Consider the following 19,906-nt stretch of genomic DNA (forward strand, 5'->3'; position numbering starts at 1 on the left):
GTCGGGATCGAGCACCTCTTGTGCCCACAGCGGAGTGGCCGTGTGAAGCAGCAGAACCGCAGTAATGACGCGGAGCAGCACCTTGTTCAGCACGCCGAACGTCTTTCGTTTTCCCATGGACTGCGCGTGCAGCATCCTCACACGCGATGCCAGCCTCAACCTTGCAGGCGGCTGCTATCGGAAGGCCGGAAGGGGCAAAAAGGGCTGCGACACCAAAGTGAACGAACGGCGGAAGTTGGGAGGGCTCGGCGGCACCGAGAACGGCCGGTTGTGGGTCGTCCTGCCGAGATGTTGCCGAGCAGGCGTCTCTCGGTGCAGTCATAGATTCGACACGAACCACACGACGAAAGCGGCCACTCCGAGAAATGCGAGCGCGAGCGCAACGCGCACTAGAGGCGGGTCTTTCGGAGCGGCGTCTTGCGGCCACGGCAAGGTGAGCGCTCGCAGGGGCGCCACGAAGGCAGCTGTCGCGCCCGCTACCCGAACCCAGTCCAGCGTCACCCAGCGTTGCGCCATCGCGATCGACTGTGCGTCCGTGATGGTGTCTTTTGTGGACGCGATGCCGTGATAGTAGAGCGCGGCGTTCATCGGCCAGAATGCGACAACTGTCAGGATGAGTAGGAGCAAAATGCCGAGCGAGGGGAGACAGAGCAGCCATCGGTAACGCCACGGAGTTCGCCAGCCGCCTATAAGTGCCCCGAACCCGGCGACCAGCATTCCTGCCGAGAACGGAATGAAGAACATGCCCGTATCGACCGGCCAGGCCTTGCCGTAAGGCATCATCGCAAGAGAGGCAGGCGGGTGGGCACTCCACGCGCCAGCAAGAACGAGAAGGTCGAACAGCTTGGCGCCGAGCAGTGGCCCTCCAACCAGCACGGCAAGCCACAGGAATGCTCGCGTGATTCGTTCCCTGCTCGCCATGCCGGCCCCCGTCGAGCGCGAACATTACGTTCGCTTCCTTCGGACCATCTCCTGAAATCGGCGAGGCCGCAAGCCACCCCCTGACGCGTTCCGAGGGCTTGGCGAGACCTAATCCCTGTTCACGCCGAGATGAACGAGCGGCTGCTTTCGGGAAGCGACCCCAGCAGCTCGAACGACCGCAACTGTGGGTCAAAATGTGCGGGAACGGGAGCTGCGGAGGTCGAAAACGGGCCCTGCAACGCGTGGCGTTCTCCCGCCGTCCTGTATCACGGACTTCCAACCTTCTATCCAGAGAAAGCCGGAGACCGGCACGCGTGTCAAAGCAAACTAAACTCGGTAATAATGTCCATGGTGTTCTGCCCAATACTTGGCGCGCTGATGCAGCTCTCGGCACGATGCCCATCGATCCGGATCGGTGTGCGGGTGGTGGTAATCGCGGCACCGTTGCGATGAACGCGCTGGATCATGTCCAGTCTCGCAAATCCTTCCTGCGCCAGCAAGGTCGGCCAGTCCTGAACCGCAACGCACCATACATCCTCGATGCGTAACAGCGCGAGCCAGTGGGCGGTGACGTTCGAGGAGAGTCGGTCCGCAATAAGCGCTTTCACGCCGTCACGCTCTGCGAAGGCGTCATGGCCGGCGATCGGCAGGTCGAGTATGCGTCCGAGGACGGGCAGGGGGGTCATCGCCAACGCGAGCCAGCCATCTGCGGTGGCATACACGCCATAAGGAGCGCCAAGATAGGCGTGCGCGCTGTCGTTCGACGCCCGCGGTGGCATACGACCACCGTCGTTGAGGTGCGTCGTTAGTACCTCGAACTGGAGATCGACCATGGCCTCCAGCAGGCTGGTTTCCACATGCGCACCTTCGCCGGTCATGCCACGTCGGATGAGCGCGGCAAGAATTCCTTCGACCAGAATGTGGCCCGCCAGCATATCGGCAACCGACAGGCCGAACGGAACGGGGCCGTCGCCATGGTCGCCGTTCAGCCACATCGCGCCGGACATGGCTTGGGCGAGGAGGTCCTGACCCGGCAACCGCGCCCATGGCCCATCGCCACCATAGCCCGAAATCTCCGCGACGATGAGGCTGGGGAAATCGCTACGAAGCCGGGTCGCGCCGAACCCCAGTCTATCGGCGACGCCCGGACGGAAATTCTGGATGACCACATCGGCCTGGGCGATCAGCCGCCGCAACAGCGCCGCATCGCCGACATCCTTCAGATCGACTGCAAAGCCTTCCTTGTTGCGGTTGATCGCGTGGAAGAGCGTCGAATCGCCCGCGACGTCGGTGTCGCTGAGGTATAATTGCCGGCAGATGTCGCCGCTGCCCGGCCGCTCGACCTTGATGACTCGCGCGCCCAGATCGGCGAGACGCAACGCCGCCGACGGGCCGGACAGGAACTGCGCCATGTCGATCACGAGCAGCCCGGCCAGCGGCGCGGTCATCGCGACTCTCCGTACAGGCGGTTGAGTGCGGCGATCACCTCTTGCGCGGACTCGTGGGCGCGCAACGCCTGTTCCAGCCGCTCCGATGCCGCACGCTGGAACTCCATGTAACCATCGTGGCGCGGGCGAAGCCAAGCCAGATCGAGCGTCCGGCGCGTGGCCGTATAGAAGTCTCCGGCGATCCGGTTCACCGCTACGCTGTCCCACGCCGCCGCATGGGCGGGCTGCCCGCCGGTCGTGCCGACCAGATCGCGCTGGACCGCGCCGCTGGCAATCCAGCCGGCGAACCGCGCCGCCCCGGCGGGATCGGCGCCGAAGCGCGATACCGCGATGCCGGTGCCGCCCAGCGCCGAGCCATAGGGCACAGTGCTGGCATCGGGGCCGGCATGGGGAAGGTCGCCGAAGCGGATGCGGGTGTCGCGAAAGCCCGGCTGGGCGTAGCTGACATAGCCGTAGATGAAGGGGGCGACGGCGACGGGGGATGCGGGTTGGGCCATCGCCTCGAACACGTCGATCGGGTCCATCGCCCATGCGCGGTCGTCCGCCGCATCGGCGAGGACCGACAAACGGTCATAGGCGACGGCCGCATCGTCGGGGAACAGCGCGTCCGCCGTCACGTCCAGCGCGATGCCGCCGAGGCCACATAGGGTGAACAGCGTCATCAGCGCGTGGGGTGCGCGCAGCGGGATCAGGGCGGTGCCGTCGCGGACCAGCGCGGGCAGCGCCGCGGGATCGGCCGGCGGGGCACCGATGCGACCCGGCACCCACGCCATCACCTGCGCCGCGGCATCGATCGGCAGGGCCCATTGCCGCCCCGCCCAGCGATAGCTTTCGTACGAGCCGCCAATCGACCCCCGCGCCACATCGTCCAGCACATCGCGCCCCAGCACCGTATCGAGCGGGACGAGGCAATCGGCAGCGCAAATCTGCCCGACATGGGGATGATCGATCACGATCAGGTCGTAGCGGCGGGCGAGGTCCTCCACCGGATAGCTCTCGAAATCCTGTAGCGAGCGGCCCTCCCATTCGATGGCGACGCCGGTCAGTTCCTGCCACCGCGCCGATGCGGCGACGAGGGGATCGACGCCGCGGGGGTGGTTCCATGTCATGCCGCGCAAGGTTCGTCCTTCATGCCCGTCGAGTCGATCGCGATGGTAGCTGTTGACGTGTCATAATCAGGCTCATAACGTTTGCCAACAAACAACGAATCAATATGCAAACAGGAGAAGGGTGTTGGTGCCGATCGGTGGCCCGGATCATGCGGCGGACGGACCGCCCCCCGACGGCCTGCCCCTTCACGGGCTGACGGTGCTGGACCTGAGCCAGTATCTGGCGGGGCCGTCCTGCGCGCTGCGGCTGGCCGATCTGGGCGCGCGGGTCATCAAGGTGGAACGCCCGCAGGGCGGCGACGCCAGTCGCAGCCTGTATCTGGCGGGACTCGATTTCGACGGCAGCAGCGCGTTGTTCCACGCGATCAACCGCAACAAGCAAAGCTATACCGCGGACCTGAAGGACGCGGACGACGCGGCGGCGGTGCGTCGGTTGCTGACGATGGCGGACGTGGTGATCCACAATTTCCGGCCCGGCGTGATGGACCGGCTGGGTCTGGGCTGGGAGGCGGTGTCGGCGATCAACCCCCGTATCGTCTATGCCGGGGTCAGCGGCTATGGCGAGGCCGGACCGTGGCGCGACCGGCCGGGTCAGGACCTGCTCGTGCAGTCGCTGTCGGGCATGGCGTGGCTGTCGGGCGATGCGGGTGACCCGCCGGTGCCCGCGGGCCTGTCGATCGTCGACATGACGGCGGGCGCGCAGCTGTGTCAGGGCGTGCTGGCGCTGCTGGTGCGGCGCGGCGTATCCGGGCGGGGCGGCCGGGTCGACGTCAGCCTGATGGAGGCGGCGATCGACCTTCAGTTCGAACATCTCGCGGTGTATCTGAACGGCGGCGACGCCATGCCGCCACGCAGCGGGGTCGCCAACGGAAACGTCTATCTGGCCGCGCCTTATGGCATATATGCTACCGCTGATGGCTATCTGGCGCTGGCGATGACACCGATTGACCGACTGGGTGCGCTGATCGGGATGGAGGACGGGGCGGCGCTGCCCGCCGCCGACGACCTCGATGCGCGCGACGCGATCAAGACGGTGGTGGCCGACATCCTGATCCGGCGCGACACCGCGCACTGGCTGGCGATCCTGGAGCCGGCGGGCGTATGGGCGGCGCCCGTGCTCGACTGGCCGGCGCTGCTCGCGCATCCGGGGTTCGCCGCGCTGTCGGCGACGCAGCGGATCGCCGCCCCGGACGGCGCGACGCTGACGCTGACGCGCTGCCCGATCCGGGTCGATGGCCGGGTCCTTACCTCGTCCAGCGCGGCACCCCGTCTGGGTGCCGATCGCGCGGCGATCGATGGAGACATGGCGGCATGATCGTCGAACAATATTTCGAGGATTACGAGATCGGCAGCAGCCGGACGAGTTTCGGGCGCACCATCACCGAAACCGATTTCGTCGTCCACGCCGGCCATACCGGCGATTTTTTCCCGCATCACATGGATGCCGAATGGTGTGCGGGCGAGGAGATCGGCCAGCGGATCGCGCACGGCACGCTGGTGTTCTCGGTCGGGATCGGCCTGACCGCGACGACGATCAATCCGCATGCCATGTCCTATGGCTATGACCGGCTGCGCTTCATCCGCCCGGTCCATATCGGCGATACCATCACCACCGTCACCACCATCCGCGATATGCGCGATCACCCGAAACGGACGACGCACGGCGTCGTGACCGAGGGGGTCGATATCCGCAACCAGCGGGGCGAGACGGTGCTGGCGTGCGAGCATCTGTATCTCGTCACCCGGCGCGGGGCCGCAGGCTGACGATGCGGTGGCGGCCGTTTCCCGTGACGTGCTGGACGCTGGTGGTCGCGGTGGCGATCGTCTCGCTGGCGACCCTGCGCGGCACCGCGCGGGCGACAGCGGCGGCACCGCCCGTGGCGGTGGCGGGTGCGCCGCGATACGGACTGTCGACGGTCGGCCTGAGCTATCCGTTCGCCGCCGCGATCGCCAAGGGCTTCGCCGATGCAGCAACGCGAGACGGCGCCGCCGCCGTCGTCCTCGATGCGCGGGGCGGCGTGCAGAAACAGGCCAACGACATCGACGACTTGGTCGCGCAGGGCGTGAAGGGCGTGGCGATCATGCCGCTCGATTCGGTCGTGGCGCAGGGGTGGGTCGATCGCGTGCGCCAGGCCGGAGTACCGGTGGCGGCGGTCGCGGCACAGGTCGGCGATCCCCGCACCCGCCGCATCGACGACGTCTATCCGGGCCTGACCGCGCTCGTCTCGCAGGACGAGACGATGGCGGGGGAAGCAGCGGGCCGGCTGTCGGCATCGCTGCTGCCCGCCGGACGGACGGCGACGGTCGCGGTGATCGAGGGGGCGGCGGGCTTCCCCGAGGTGGAACAGCGCGCGCGTGGTTTCCGGCGCGGGCTGGACCGGGCGGGCGCCCGTTACCGGATCGTCGCATCGCAGCCGGGCAACTGGACCGCAGAGGGCGGCGAGGCGGCGTGCCAGAACATCCTGGCGGCTCGGCCCGATATCGACCTGTTCTTCAACGAGGCCGACGACATGGTAATAGGCTGCGCGCGCGCGGTCCGCGCCGCCGGGTCGGCGGCACGGCTGGTCGGCGTCGGCGGATCGAAGCTGGCCATCGCGTCGATTAGGGCAGGGGCGGTGGACGGGACGGTGTGCTTCAAGCCGGAGGCGCTGGGTGCGCTGGCCTTCGCGGCGCTGCGGGGCGGGGCAGGGTCGCGGTTCCGCACCTATGCCATCCCCGCCGTCACCCGCGACACGGTATCGCAATGCGTGGGGCAGTGGTGATGCTGACGCTCAGCGGGATCGAGAAGGTCTTCCCCAACGGCACCGCCGCGCTGCGCGGTGTCGACCTGACGCTGGTGCCCGGCCGGGTCCATGGCCTGCTGGGCGCGAACGGGGCGGGGAAGTCGACGCTCATCAAGATACTGGCCGGGGCGACGGCGCCGTCCGCCGGCACGATCATACTGGGCGACCGGCCGTGCCGCTTCGCCAGCCCGCGCGATGCCAAGGCGGCCGGCGTCGCCACTATCTTCCAGCATATCCCGCTGGTGCCGACGCTATCGGCATTCGAGAATATCGTGCTGGACGAGCGCGGCTGGCGGCGCGGTGGCGACCGGCGGCGGATCGCGGCGCTGGTCGCCACGCTGCGCGATCCGTTTCCGCTCGACGCGCTCGTCACCGATCTGCCGATCGGCGCACGGCAGATGGTCACGATCGCGCAGGCGCTGGCATCCGGTGCCGATGTGGTGGTGATGGACGAGCCGACCGCCTCGCTGGCGGGGCACGAGCGCATCGCGGTCTACGACACCGTCCGTCGGCTGGCGGCGGAGGGGAGGGCGGTGCTGTTCGTGTCGCATTTCATCGACGAGATCGTCGCCCTGACCGACGACGTCACCGTGCTGCGCGACGGGCGCGTGGTACTGGAGGCGCGAACCACCGACCTGACCGAGGGGCTGATCGCCGAGGCCATCGCCGGCCGTGCCGTCGCCGTGCTGGAACGGCCCGCACAGCCGCGGCGGCGTGGCCGGCCGCTGCTGACGGCGCATGGCCTGACATCGCCCGGCCGGCTCGCCCCCACCGACCTGACACTGCACGAGGGCGAGATACTGGGGCTGGCCGGGATGCTGGGATCGGGACGCAGCGAATTGCTGCACGCGATCTTCGGCGCGGACCGTGCCGCCGGGGGCGAAGTGGTGCTGGACGGCAAGCCGGTCGGTCGGTGGCCGGACGAGGCGGTCGCCGCCGGCATCGCGCTGGTGCCCGAGGATCGCGATACGCAAGGCTATGCCCCGCAACTGGGCATCGCCGCCAACATCGCGCTGCCGCAGACCGGCCGGCTGCTGATCGACCATGCGGCGGAGGCCCGCGCGGCGGCGGCGGCGATCGTGCGGCTGGGGATCAAGGCGACGGACGGCGACGCGCTACCCGTCGAACTGTCCGGCGGCAACGCGCAGAAGGTGGTGATCGCGAAGTGGCTGCGGCCGGCGACGCGCGTGCTGCTGCTCGACGAACCCACCGCGGGCATCGATATCGGCGCGCGGACGGACATATTGCGCCTGATCCGCGATCTCGCCGACGAGGGGCTGGCCGTCATCCTCGCCTCATCCGAGTTTTCCGAACTGGTCGCGGTGGCCGACCGCATCCTCGTGCTGCGCGACGGCCATGTCGTCGCGACGGCCGATCCCGCGACCTGTGACGAGGCTGGTCTGATCGTTCTGGCCGGCGGCGGGCGGCCTGCGCTGGAGAATGCGGCATGACCGACCGGCAACGGATATTCGGGCTGCGCGCGGCGGGGGTCTATTATGCCCTGCTGCTGCTGCTCGTGACGCTGGCGGCGATCGCCGCGTCGCGCGGGCTGCCCGCCTATCTGTCGGCCCAGAACCTCGGCAACATCGCCTATCAGGCGTCGCTGGTCGGGATCATGGGCGTCGCGATGACGGTGATGCTGATTACCGGCGCATTCGACCTCTCGGTGGCGTCGGTGGCGGCGCTGGCGGCGGCGGTACTGGTGGGGCTGGCAGGGCGGATCGGCTTCGCGCCCGCGATCGTCGCGGCATTGTGCACGGCGGCGACGGTCGGGCTGGTCAACGGCGTGATCGTCCAGTTCGTCGGGATCAACGCGTTCATCGTTACGCTCGGCACGCTGACCGCGGTGCGCGGGCTGGTGTTGATCCTGACCGACGGCCGGTCGCTGATGGTGGAGGACCCGGTGGTCCTGCAACAGATGCTTGCCTTCGAGAGTACACGCGTGCCGCTGTTCTGGCCGTTGCTGGCCGTCGCCGCTCTCCTGCTGGCCGGGGGCGTCGCGAAGCGGAGGACGCCGGCGATCATGGCGGGCGGCATCGTTGCCGCGCTGGCATTCCTGGGCGGGCGGGGGGCGAGCGTGGCGGCGCCGGTCGTCTATCTGGCGCTGTTCACCGCCGCGGTCGGCTTCATGCTGCGCTTCACCGTGATCGGCCGGCGCCTGTATGCGGTGGGCGGCAATGCGGAGGCGGCGCGGCTGTCGGGCATCAACGTCCATGCCTACCGTCTGGGCGCGTTCGTGCTGTCGAGCGTCGCGGCGGGCTTTGCCGGCGTGCTGTTCGGGTGTCGGCTGGGCGCGATCAACCCGACCGCGTTGCAGGGGACGGAACTGACCGTGATCGCCGCCGCCATTCTGGGCGGTACGTCGCTGTTCGGCGGCGCGGGCAGCGTGGTGAAGACGGTGGTGGGCGCGCTGCTGCTGTTCACGCTGACCAACGGGTTCAACATCCTGAACCTGGGGGCCAATTACCAGGGGCTGATCGAGGGGATCGTGGTGGTCGCGGCGGCGGCGATCTACACCGTCGGCGGCCAGCGCCGACGGGCCTTCACCCGCGTCGACACCGCCCCGGCGGAGGCGACGGCATGACCGATACGTTGCGGATCGCCGTCCGTGCCTTCGTCCCGTTCGAGCGGGCGATCGCGCGGCAGTTCGACGATTTCGTCCGCACCACGGGCGCCGATGCCGCGCTGGACGCGGTCGCGATGGACCTTAACCCGCTGCATCACGCGACGATCGGCAGCTGCGGGCTGGCGAATGGCGAGTGGGATATCGCGCTGCTGGCGACCGACTGGCTGGCGGAGGCGCAAGCGGCGGGTGCCTTGGAGAATCTGGTGCCGCATCTGGCGCGCGCGCCGATCCAGGATTTCCCCAATGCGTGGAGCCCGTCGCTGCTGACGATGCAGCGGTTCGGCGGCGGATTCTGGGGAATGCCCTATCACGACGGGCCGGAATGTCTGGTCTATCGACGCGACCTGCTGGCGGCGGCGGGGCTCGCGGTGCCGACGACGTGGGACGATTTCCATGCCGCCGCGCGCGCGCTCCATGCGCCGCAACAAGGGCGGGCGGGCACCGTGCTGGCGCTGTATCCAGACGGGCACAACGGCTTCTACGATTTCTGCATCCAGATCTGGTCGCGCGGCGGCGAGCCGTTCGATGCCGCCGGCCGGCCGGCGTTCACCGGCGATGCGGCCATGGCGGGTCTGGATTTCCTGCGCGCGCTGGCCGCGGATGGCGATGCGATCATGCCGGGATGTCGTGGCCTGGACAGCGTGAAATCCGGCATGGCGTTCGCGCAAGGCAAGGTCGCGCTGATGGCGAACTGGTTCGGCTTTGCCGCCTATGCCGATACCGCGCCGGACAGCCGGGTGAAGGGGCTGGTCGATGTGGCGCCGCTGCCGGCCGGGCCGGGCGGCCGCAGCGTGTCGCTCAACGTGTTCTGGGTGCTGGCGATCGGCGCGGGGTCGCGGCGCAAGGAACTGGCATGGGAATTCCTGCGCCACTGCGCGACCGCGCCCATGGACCGGCTGACCACGACCGAGGGGGCGATCGGCGTGCGGCGATCGACCTGGGCGGACCCGGCGGTCAACGCGCTGGTTCCCTATTCCCACCGGCTGGAATGGCTGCATGACCATGCGCGCCAGATGCCGCTGACGCCGACGCTGGCCGCGATCTCGCACATCGTCGACGATCTGATGACGGCCGCGACCACCACCGACCGGCCGACGCGCGACCTGCTGGCCGAGGCGCAAGCGCGTGCGGAGGCGCTGTCGTGATGGTGGAGGCGCGCCACTGGCCGATGCCCGCCACGCCGCGCCCGATCGTCATGGTCGGCACAGGCGGCATCGTGCGCGACGCGCATCTGCCCGCCTATCGCAAATACGGCTTCACCGTCGCCGGCCTGTACGACACCGATCGCGATCGGGCGGTGGCGCTGGCGGGGGCATGGGGCATCGGCACCGTATTCGGATCGTTGGGCGAAGCGGCGGCGGCCGATGCGGTGTTCGACATCGCCGCGCCCCCCGGCGCGCATGACGCGATCCTCGCTACGTTGCCGAGGGGGGCGACGGTGCTGCTGCAGAAGCCGATGGGGCTCGATCTGGCGATGGCGACCGCGATCCGGCAGCGGTGTCGTGATCGCGGACTGATCGCGGCGGTCAATTTCCAGCTGCGCTATTCGCCGATGATGCTCGCGCTGGCCAATGCCGTGGCGCAGGGGCGGCTGGGCGATCTGGTCGAGATCGAGGTGCATCTGAACCTCGTCACGCCGTGGCACCTGTTCCCGCATCTGAAAAACGACACGCGGGTCGAGATGGTGTCGCATTCGATCCATTATCTCGATGCGATCCGCGCGATCGCGGGCGATCCGGCGGGGGTATTCGCGCGCAGCTTCGGCCATCCGCAAAGCAAGTTGGCCGACACGCGCACCACCGCGATGCTGGATTACGGGGACACGCTGCGCGCGACGCTGTCGATCAACCACCATCACGATTTCGGCCGCCGCTTTCAGGATGCGTCGTTCCGCGTGGAGGGCACGCGCGGCGCGGCGATGCTGAAGCTCGGGCTGCTGCTCGACTATCCGGCCGGCGAGCCCGACGAACTCTGGCTGGCCGAACGTGGTGGCGACTGGGCGCCGGTGCCGCTTGGCGGCGGCTGGTTTCCCGACGCCTTTGCCGGCCCGATGGCCAATCTCCAGCGCTTCGCCGCGGGCGAGGACGCCGTTCTCGCGACCCATGTCGAGGATGCGTGGAAGACCATGGCGCTGGTCGAGGCCGCCTATGCATCCAACCGGGCGCCGATGGCGCCGATCCCGACCGAAGGACCGACCCTGTGATCGACTTATCCGGCAAGACCGCCCTCGTCACCGCCGCCGCGCAGGGGATCGGGCGCGCCGCCGTCCTTGCCCTGGCCGAGGCGGGCGCGCGCGTGATCGCCACCGATCTGAACGCTGCGGCACTCGACGACCTCACGGTGCCCCGCGTTACCGCACAGGCGCTCGACGTGCTCGAACCGGATGCGATCGCGCGGGTGTTCGGTGCGGCGGGGCCGATCGACATCCTGTTCAACTGCGCCGGTGTCGTCCACGGCGGCAGCGTCCTGGAGGCGAGCGACGACGATCTCGACTTCGCCTATGCGCTGAACGTCAGGGCGATGGCGCGGACCTGCCGCGCGGTGCTGCCGGGCATGATCGACCGCGGCGACGGCGCGATCATCAACATGGCGTCGGTGGCGTCCAGCGTGAAGGGCGTGCCCAACCGCTTCGTCTACGGCGTCACCAAGGCGGCGGTGATCGGGCTGACCAAGGCGGTGGCGGCCGACCATGTCGGACAGGGCGTCCGCTGCAACGCGATCTGCCCCGGCACGGTCGAGACGCCGTCGCTGAACGAGCGGCTGGCTGCCGGCTGCGATTACGAGAATACCCGCGCCGCCTTCATCGCGCGCCAGCCGCTGGGGCGGATGGGCCGGCCGGAGGAGATCGCCGATCTAGTCGTCTATCTGGCGGGGGCGACCTACACGACCGGGCAGATTCACAATATCGACGGGGGCTGGTCGCTGTGAGGATGCTTGCCGCCGCCGCGCTGGCGTTGTCCGCGCCCCTGTCCGCCCATGCCGCGCCTGCTGCGGCGACCAGCGCGCAGCAGCAGTCGGAGCGGCTGTGGCTGGGGTCGGCCTGGTATCCCGAGCAATGGCCCGAGGAACGCTGGGCGGAGGATCTGCGCCTGATGAAGGCGCACGGCGCCAATGTCGTGCGCATCGGCGAGTTCGCGTGGAGCCGGATGGAGACCGCCGAGGGCGCGTACGACATGGGCTGGCTGGTCCGCGCGACGCGGCTGGCGGCGAAATACGGGATCAGCGTGGTCGTCGGCACCCCCACCGATACGCCGCCCGCCTGGATGACGCAGCGCTACCCCGATGTGCTGCGCGTCGACGGCGACGGCCGGCGGCTGGGCCATGGCGGGCGGCGGCAATTTTCGATCTCATCGACCCGCTACCGGCAATTGTCGCGCGCGGTGGTCGCCAAGATGGCCGAGGCACTGGGGCAGGAGCCCAACGTGATCGGCTGGCAGATCGGCAACGAATATACCGACGAAAGCTACGATCCCGATGCCAGGACCGCCTGGGTCGCCTGGCTGAAGCAGCGTTACGGCACGCTCGACAAGCTCAACGACGCGTGGACCACCGCCTATTGGTCGCAGACCTATGGCGGCTGGGAACAGGTGCCCTTCAATACCGAAAAGGGCAATCCCGGCCTGATGCTGGAGCAGAAGCGCTTCATCACCAGCCAGTGGATCGCGTTCCAGAAGAACCAGCTCGACGCGATCCGCGCCACCGCAAGCCCACGCCAGTTCATCACCACCAATCTGGGCGGGCTGGGCTGGGCGAACCGGTTCGACCGCTATGCGATCAACCGCGATCTCGATTTCGCGTCGTGGGACAATTACGTTGGGACGGGTCATCTCCAGCCCTATCGCAACGGCGCCACCCACGATCTGGTCCGCGGGTGGAAGCGCAAGAACTTCTGGGTGATGGAGATCCAGCCCGGCTTCGTGAACTGGGCACCGGTGTCGAACATGCTCAGCCCCGGCGAGACGCGGGCGATGGCGTGGCAGGCGATCGGCCACGGCGCGGACGGCATCCTGTACTGGCAATGGCGCAACGCGCTGAACGGGCAGGAGACGATGCACGGATCGATCCTGGGACCGGACGGCACGCCGCTGCCTGTCTATCCCGAAGTGACGCAGATCGGGCGCGACATGGCGAAGGCGAGCACGGCGGTGGCGGGCACGCAACCGGTGTCGCCCGTTGCGATCCTGCAGGATTATCCCAGCCGCTGGGCGATCGATTTCCAGCTGCACCACAAGGATTACGACCAGATCGAGGTGCTGCTGGACTATTACCGGCCATTGAAGGACGCGCTGGGCGCGGTCGACATCGTCGAGGCGGCGGCGGCACCGCTGGCCGGATACAAGCTGGTCGTCGCGCCCAGCCTGAACGTCATCACCGACGACATGGCGGCGCGGCTGGCGGCCTATGTCCGTGGTGGCGGGCACCTGATCCTGGGGCCGCGATCGGGCATGAAGGACGGGTTCAACCGCCTTGCCGTCCAGCGCCAGCCGGGGCCGCTCGCCGATCTGCTCGGCGGCCGGGTCGAGCAATTTTATGCGCTCGACGAACAGGTTGCGGTCGACGGCGGCACCGCCTCGATCTGGGCGGAGGACCTGTCCACCGCCGCGCCCGATACGCAGGTGCTGCTGCGCTACGGCAAGGCGAATGGCTGGCTGGACGGGCACCCCGCCGCGATCACCCGCGCTGTCGGCAAGGGGCGCATCACCTATGTCGGCGCGCTGTTCGACGATGCGGTCATGAAGGGGCTGATCGACCGCGCGATGGCCGATGCCGGCATCGCGCGCGAATTCGCGATCCCCGCCGATGTCGAGTTGATGACGCGCACGGGTAAGGATCGCGAGATCGTGATCCTCATCAACCACGGCCGTGAACCGCGCGACGTGGCGCTGCCCGGCGCGATGACCGATATCCTCGCCGGCGGCCGCAAGACCGCCCTGACGCTGGCGCCCGAGGGCGTCGCCGTGCTCGAACGGAAGGCCCGATGATGAAGACGTTGCTGCTCGCCGCCACCGCATTGATGGCGGCCACCACCGCCACCGCGCAGACCAAATCGCCATGGCCGATGGATTATCAGGCGAAACCGGTCGAGGCGCAGCTCGCTAAGGTGCGGCAGGGCGTGGCGAACGGCCCGTTCCGTGCCGAATGGGCATCGCTCCAGAAGTTTCAGGTGCCCGAGTGGTTCCGCGATGCCAAGTTCGGCATCTTCATCCACTGGGGCGTCTATTCGGTGCCGGCCTTTGCCAACGAATGGTACAGCCGCAACATGTACGTACCCGGCAACGCCGCGTACGAACATCACCTGAAGACCTATGGCCCGCAGTCGAAATTCGGCTACAAGGATTTCATTCCCCAGTTCAGGGCGGAGCGGTTCGATCCGGCGGCATGGATGCGCCTGTTCGGCGAGGCGGGGGCGAAATATGTCATCCCCGTCGCCGAACATTGCGACGGTTTCGCGATGTACGCGTCCGACTTCACCAAGTGGGACGCGGCCGACATGGGGCCGAAGCGCGACGTGACGGGCGAGATCGCCAAGGCGGCACGGGCGGCGGGGCTGCATTTCGGCCTGTCGTCGCACCGGGCGGAGCATTGGTGGTGGTATCACAAGGGCCGCAGCTTCCCCTCCGATGTCAGCGACCCGCGCTATGCCGGGCTGTACGGCCCCGCCGCGCCGACCGGGCTGCCCGCCGATGCGCCCGATGCGTGGCCGGACAGCGACCTCCTCCAGAACTGGGGACCGCCCGATCGCCCGTTCCTGAACGACTGGATGGCGCGCACGTCGGAACTGATCGACAAATACCGGCCCGAGTTGATCTATTTTGACTGGTGGACCTCGTCACCGCTGTTCGAGCCGCTGATGCGCGACACCGCCGCCTATTACTACAACCGCAGCGCCGGCTGGGGCGCGCCGGGGATCATCGCGTACAAGGGGTCGCAGTTCGCCGAAGGGTCGGCGATGTTCGATCTGGAACGCGGCAAGATGGATGCGCTGAAGCTGACGCCGTGGCAGTCTGACACGTCGGTCAGCATCAAGTCGTGGGGTTACACGAAGAACGACGAATACCGGACGCCCAAATCGCTGACCGCCGACATGATTGACATCGTGTCGAAGAACGGCAACCTGCTGCTGAACGTCGGTCCGAAAGCGGACGGCACGATCCCGGAGGAGATCGCCACCGTGCTGCGCGGCATGGGCGGCTGGCTGAAGGTGAACGGCGAGGCGATCTACGGCACCCGGCCGTTCAAATATTTTGGCGAGGGGCCCACCAAATCGGGCCATATCCGCCAGGCGGGCCAGTTCACCGAAAAGAACGTCAGTGCCTTCACCCCCGCCGACATCCGCTTCACGACCAAGGGCGACACGCTGTACGTGCTGGGGCTGGAACGGCCCGCCGACGGCGCGGTGCTGGTCAAGACGCTGTTCGCGGGCACGCCCTATCTCGATGCGCCGATCGCGGACATCGAGCTGCTCGGCACGGGGGCGGTAAAGTGGCAGCAGACGGCGAAGGGGCTGTCCGTCACCCTGCCGGCCGTCAGCGGCGATACGATGCCCTATGCCCTCAAGGTCAGGTTCCGGAAGGCATGACGATGCGGCGCTGGATCGTCGCGCTCGCCCTGTCGGCGGCGATGCCCGCTGCCGTGCCCGCCGCCGATTTTCCGCAACGCGCGCCCGCGTTCGCCGATCGCCCCGCGATCGCGGTCGGCGTGTCCTGGTATCCCGAACAATGGCCGGAGGATCGCTGGGCGACCGATCTCGACCTGATGAAGGATACCGGCTTCAACACCGTCCGCGTCGCCGAATTCGCGTGGAGCCGGATGGAGCCGGCGGAGGGGCGGTTCGATTTCGACTGGCTCGACCGCGCGATCGCCGCGGCACAGGCGCGCGGCTTCATGGTGGTGATTGGAACCCCCACCGCCGCGCCGCCGGCATGGCTGACGCAGAAATATCCCGATACGCTGCGCGTCGACGAGAACGGCACGCGCGCGGGGCATGGCGGGCGGCGGCAATTCTCGTTCGCCAGCGCCCGTTATCGCGACTTCGCCCGCCGGATCGCGACCGAGATGGCGAAGCGATACGGCCATCACCCCGCCGTGGTCGGCTGGCAGATCGACAACGAGGTCGGCCCCGCCTCGTTCGATCCGGAATCGGTGGCGGCGTGGCATCGCTTCCTGAAGATGCGTTACGGCAGCATCGCCGAACTCAACCGCCGCTGGACGACACAGTATTGGAGCCAGTCCTACGACGATTTCGATCAGGTGCCGTTGCACCAGACGGGCCAGCAGAATCCGGGCCTGCTGCTCGATTTCCGCCACTTCACCACCGCGACCTGGGTCGATTACGTCCAGAACCAGACGCGCGCGATCCGGCCGCTGGTCGATCCCCGGATGTGGATCACGACCAACACGATGTTCTGGAACGCCGGCTTCGACCATTTCCGGATGCACCGCGATCTCGATATCGCCGCGTTCGACAATTACATCCCCGATGGCCGGCCCGACTGGGTGGCGAACGGGGCCAACCACGATCTGGTGCGCGGGTACAAGCGGCGCAATTTCTGGCTGATGGAGACGCAGCCGGGCCGGGTCGACTGGGTGCCCGTCAACCGGGCGATGGACCCGGGGCAGGTGCGCGAACTGGCGTGGCAATCGGTCGCGCACGGATCGGACGGCGTACTCTATTGGCAATGGCGGCCGGCGCGCAACGGGCAGGAGACCTATCACGGTGCGGTGCTGGGTCAGGACGGCACGCCCAACCCCGTCCATGCCGAGATCGCCCGCGTCGCCGCCGATCTGACCGCCGCGGCGCCACTGCTGGCGGATACGGCGCCGGTCGCGCGTGTCGCGTTCCTCTATTCCTATGACAGCCGCTGGGCGATCGACCTGCAACGGCATCACCGCGATTTCGATCCGGTGCGGCAGTTCACCGATTTCTACCGCCCGTTCCGCATCCGCACGCAGGGCGTGCACGTGATCGCGCCCGATGCGTCGCTTGGCGCCTATCCGCTGGTGGTGGCGCCCAGCCTGAACGTCGTCACCGCCGATCAGGCGACGGCGCTCGCCGCCTATGTCCGGGGTGGCGGGCATCTGGTGCTGGGGCCGCGATCGGGGATGAAGGACGATGCCAACGCGCTGTGGCCGCAACGCCAGCCGGGGCCGCTCGCCGATCTGCTCGGCGCGCGTGTCGGGCAATATTATGCGCTGGATCAGGAGATCGGGATCGCCGGCATGGTGACCGGCAAGGTCCGTATCTGGGCGGAGGCGCTGGAGCCGCAGGCGCGCGACGTGCGGACGCTGGCGACCTTCACCGATCCCGGCGGCTGGCTGGACGGCAAGCCCGCGATCGTCACCCGCAAGGTTGGGCGCGGCACCATCACCTATGTCGGGGCATGGCTGGAACCGGCGGCGATGGAGGCGCTGGCGACGCGGCTGCTGGCCGATGCCGCGATCCGCCCGGTGGTCGCTGACGCGCACCCCGATTTGGAGATCGCGGAGCGGGCGGGCGGCGGACGGCGGGTGCTGATCGTCATCAATCATGGTGCTGAGGTACATTCCGTCGCACTGCCCGCCGGAACCGTGCCGGCGGGCGGCGACTGGCGGGACGGCCGGATCGCGGCGCACGGTGTCGCCTGGTTCAGGATGAAGTGATGCGTCTGCTCCCCCTTACGGCCCTGCTGCTCGTCGCTGCCAGTCCCGCGCCCCGCTGGGTGCCGGGGTGGAGCGCGCCACCGATCGGGTATGAACCCGCGATCCGCGACGGCCTCGGTCGCCCGTTCCGCGACGAGACGGTGCGGCAGGAAGTGCGGATCGGTACCGCCGGCCGTCAGGTGCGCCTGCGCCTGACCAACGAACTGTCCGACGATCCGCTGCGGATCGGCGCGGTATCGGTGATGCGGCTGGATGCGGCGGGTGCGCCGGTGCCGGGCAGCCTGACGCCGCTGCGCTTCGCCGGGGCGGCGGCGACGATCCTGCCGCCGCGGGCTGCGATGCTGACCGACCCGCTCGACTACCGCGTCGCCGCCGGCGAGCGCCTGGCCGTGTCGATCCATTATCCGGGCGAGGCGGCACCACCCGCCCATGCGCAGATGGTCGGGATCGCGGGCGGCAACGCCACCGGACAGGCAGCATGGTCCGCCCCGCGCCGTGCGCGCGCGGCGGGCGTCGTCAGCGCGGTGGACGTGTCGGGCACCGCCGCGACACGGGTGCTGGTGACGTTCGGCGATTCGATCACGGAGGGGGCGGGGTCGTCGCCGGGCAAGGCGATGAACTGGCCCGACCAGCTCGGTCGGATGCTGGCGGCGTCGCCGAATGGGCGCTGCTGGGCAATCGCCAATGCCGGGATCAGCGGGAACCGACTGTTGAGCAGCGGCCGTGGTCCGGCGGCACTGGCGCGGTTCGATCGCGACGTGCTGGCGGTGCCGGGCGCGACGCATGTCGTGCTGCTGGAGGGGATCAACGATATTGGCAAGGTCGCCGATCCCGCCACCCAGCGCCAGCCGGCCGCCGCCGAGCTGATCGCGGCCTGGGACCAGCTGCTCGTCCGCGCGCACGATCGTCGCCTGAAAGTGATCGGGGCGACGCTGCTGCCCTATGAGGGCGCGGCCTATGCCGATGCGGCGGGGGAGCAGCGCCGCCAGACCGTCAACCGCTGGATCAGGACGAACGCGGCGCGGTTCGATGCGGTGATCGACTTCGACACCGCGATGCAGGAACCCGGCCGGCCGACGGTGATGCGCCTGTCCGACCAGATCGGCGATCACCTGCACCCCAACGACGCGGGCTACACCCGGATGGCGCGGGCGGCGCTGCCCGTGGTGCTGGGGCAGGGGTGCCGATAGGCTCCACCGCGCCGCTACGGCATCACCACGGTGTCGACCGGGCCACCGCCAGTCCACGCACGTCGTTCGGCCATTTGCCGCTGACCGCGCAGTAGAAATGGTACAGCGCGCCATCGTGCCAGATCACCGACGGCTTGTGCGCGAACTTTTCGTCGATCGTGCCGGGCGCGCCGACATCGACCAGTATCTCGGGCACCTTGGTGAACGCGGTCGGCGTCCGCCCGATCGCGAGCAGGTCGCGCGCGAACCCGTCCTGCCCCAGCCCGAAATAGAACATCCCCCACCGGCCGCGATGCGACACGACGACGGGGTCGCTGGCGAAGCGGAAATCGGGCGATCCCGCCGGGCCGTTGCGCAGCAGCGGACTGGCGGGGTGGCGGGTCCATGTTTTCAGGTCGGTGGAGGTGGCGAGGCCAGTCTGCTCCTTCCACGGCGTGCCGGCGGTCTTGGCATTGTAATAGAGGTGATAGACCCCGCCGATCCGCACCAGATAAGGCTTGTAGAGGCCGCCGCGCTCCCATTCCGCGCCGTCCTCCGCACGCAGGATCACCGGGCCGCGCTGCCAGTGCATCAAGTCGTCGCTCCACGCGAGGCCGATCACCGCCGGGCCTTCCTCGTACCCCGCGCTGGGATAGGCGTGCCAGGCGGCAACGTAGCGGCCATCCACCTTCACCAGCCGGCCGGGTGAGGTCAGCTCGTTCTCGCGCAGGATCGACGCACAGGCGATGTTATGACGGGTGACGGGATCGGCGGGGTCGCGCGCCAAGATCACTCCCTTGCGTCGCCAGTGCAGCAGGTCGTCCGACTCGCACAGCCCGGTCTGATAGCCATGCCCGTCGAACCCGACATAGGTCAGGTAGAATTTTCCGTTCGCGCGGAACACGAACGGACAATCCACCGCCTTTTCGTCGAAACTGCCGGCCTGTCCCGAACCGGCGAGGATCAGGCGGGGATATTTGTACGGCGTTCGGAATGCGGCGACCGGATCGGCCGGTGCAGCCACCGCGCGGGTGCCGCCGGCCATCGCCGCCCCGCACAGCGCGGCATTGGTCGCGAGGAAATCGCGGCGGCTGATCTCGCCCATCACTGAATCCTCTCCCACGATCCCGCCGCCCTGTTCGAGGTCGCTAAAAAAAACTGCTTTCATGTTTGTATGCTCATGATATGTTTGCTGGCGAACGATATCGCG

The 19,906-nt window shown here is 68.4% G+C and carries 16 protein-coding genes; 12 read left to right on the top strand and 4 right to left on the bottom strand.

All coding sequences use genetic code 11. The features are described 5' to 3' along the window. Positions 1–318: 318 nt before the first annotated feature. The 3 genes from JAO74_RS16660 to JAO74_RS16670 all read right to left on the bottom strand — a co-directional run bounded on the left by JAO74_RS16660 (position 319) and on the right by JAO74_RS16670 (position 3,478). The gene (locus JAO74_RS16660) at positions 319–921 is read right to left on the bottom strand and encodes an anthrone oxygenase family protein (protein WP_199040796.1); all 603 of its coding nucleotides are present in this window, start codon (positions 919–921) and stop codon (positions 319–321) included. 317 nt (positions 922–1,238) lie between these two features. Further along, a complete protein-coding gene (locus tag JAO74_RS16665) occupies positions 1,239–2,369 on the bottom strand; it encodes a CaiB/BaiF CoA transferase family protein (protein ID WP_199040799.1) in 1,131 nt (376 codons plus the stop codon). Then, on the bottom strand, positions 2,366–3,478 hold the full coding sequence (locus JAO74_RS16670; protein ID WP_199040802.1) for a type 2 periplasmic-binding domain-containing protein: 1,113 nt from the start codon (positions 3,476–3,478) through the stop codon (positions 2,366–2,368). The genes JAO74_RS16665 and JAO74_RS16670 overlap by 4 nt, the downstream gene beginning before the upstream one ends. Before the next feature lie 121 nt (positions 3,479–3,599). On the opposite strand from JAO74_RS16670, the gene JAO74_RS16675 reads away from it, so the two are divergent. From JAO74_RS16675 to JAO74_RS16730, 12 genes are read left to right on the top strand one after another with little or no spacing between them, the layout of a single operon-like run. Next, complete coding sequence (locus tag JAO74_RS16675; protein ID WP_332908836.1) at positions 3,600–4,793, top strand: CaiB/BaiF CoA transferase family protein; 1,194 nt, start codon at positions 3,600–3,602, stop codon at positions 4,791–4,793. After that, positions 4,790–5,242 (top strand): MaoC family dehydratase, encoded by a 453-nt coding sequence (locus JAO74_RS16680; protein ID WP_199040805.1) that lies wholly within the window; start codon positions 4,790–4,792, stop codon positions 5,240–5,242. Before JAO74_RS16675 ends, JAO74_RS16680 begins: the two co-directional genes overlap by 4 nt. Positions 5,243–5,244: 2 nt before the next feature. Next, positions 5,245–6,240 (top strand): sugar ABC transporter substrate-binding protein, encoded by a 996-nt coding sequence (locus JAO74_RS16685; protein WP_199040808.1) that lies wholly within the window; start codon positions 5,245–5,247, stop codon positions 6,238–6,240. Next, positions 6,240–7,712 (top strand): sugar ABC transporter ATP-binding protein, encoded by a 1,473-nt coding sequence (locus JAO74_RS16690; RefSeq protein WP_233151121.1) that lies wholly within the window; start codon positions 6,240–6,242, stop codon positions 7,710–7,712. Before JAO74_RS16685 ends, JAO74_RS16690 begins: the two co-directional genes overlap by 1 nt. After that, positions 7,709–8,845 (top strand): ABC transporter permease, encoded by a 1,137-nt coding sequence (locus JAO74_RS16695; RefSeq protein ID WP_199040811.1) that lies wholly within the window; start codon positions 7,709–7,711, stop codon positions 8,843–8,845. Before JAO74_RS16690 ends, JAO74_RS16695 begins: the two co-directional genes overlap by 4 nt. Further along, positions 8,842–10,032: an extracellular solute-binding protein gene (locus tag JAO74_RS16700; RefSeq protein ID WP_199040827.1), complete on the top strand. Its 1,191-nt coding sequence runs from the start codon at positions 8,842–8,844 to the stop codon at positions 10,030–10,032. The genes JAO74_RS16695 and JAO74_RS16700 overlap by 4 nt, the downstream gene beginning before the upstream one ends. Further along, positions 10,032–11,090, top strand: a complete 1,059-nt coding sequence (locus JAO74_RS16705) for a Gfo/Idh/MocA family protein (protein WP_199040829.1) — start codon at positions 10,032–10,034, stop codon at positions 11,088–11,090. The genes JAO74_RS16700 and JAO74_RS16705 overlap by 1 nt, the downstream gene beginning before the upstream one ends. After that, the gene (locus JAO74_RS16710) at positions 11,087–11,815 is read left to right on the top strand and encodes an SDR family oxidoreductase (protein WP_199040832.1); all 729 of its coding nucleotides are present in this window, start codon (positions 11,087–11,089) and stop codon (positions 11,813–11,815) included. The genes JAO74_RS16705 and JAO74_RS16710 overlap by 4 nt, the downstream gene beginning before the upstream one ends. Positions 11,816–11,817: 2 nt before the next feature. Further along, on the top strand, positions 11,818–13,869 hold the full coding sequence (locus tag JAO74_RS16715; protein WP_199040835.1) for a beta-galactosidase: 2,052 nt from the start codon (positions 11,818–11,820) through the stop codon (positions 13,867–13,869). Continuing rightward, positions 13,866–15,467, top strand: coding sequence for an alpha-L-fucosidase (locus JAO74_RS16720; RefSeq protein ID WP_233151122.1), 1,602 nt, complete (start codon positions 13,866–13,868; stop codon positions 15,465–15,467). Before JAO74_RS16715 ends, JAO74_RS16720 begins: the two co-directional genes overlap by 4 nt. A gap of 2 nt (positions 15,468–15,469) precedes the next feature. Further along, entirely contained in the window at positions 15,470–17,527 is a 2,058-nt protein-coding gene (locus JAO74_RS16725; RefSeq protein WP_233151123.1) for a beta-galactosidase, read from the top strand. Continuing rightward, positions 17,527–18,717 (top strand): SGNH/GDSL hydrolase family protein, encoded by a 1,191-nt coding sequence (locus tag JAO74_RS16730; RefSeq protein ID WP_199040840.1) that lies wholly within the window; start codon positions 17,527–17,529, stop codon positions 18,715–18,717. Before JAO74_RS16725 ends, JAO74_RS16730 begins: the two co-directional genes overlap by 1 nt. Before the next feature lie 22 nt (positions 18,718–18,739). Here JAO74_RS16730 and JAO74_RS16735 read toward each other — a convergent pair whose 3' ends face one another. Further along, positions 18,740–19,864, bottom strand: a complete 1,125-nt coding sequence (locus tag JAO74_RS16735; RefSeq protein ID WP_233151124.1) for a glycoside hydrolase family protein — start codon at positions 19,862–19,864, stop codon at positions 18,740–18,742. Between the last annotated feature and the right edge of the window lie 42 nt (positions 19,865–19,906).

This window comes from Sphingomonas mollis, from assembly GCF_016427505.1.
Classification (GTDB): Bacteria; Pseudomonadota; Alphaproteobacteria; order Sphingomonadales; family Sphingomonadaceae; genus Sphingomonas; species Sphingomonas mollis.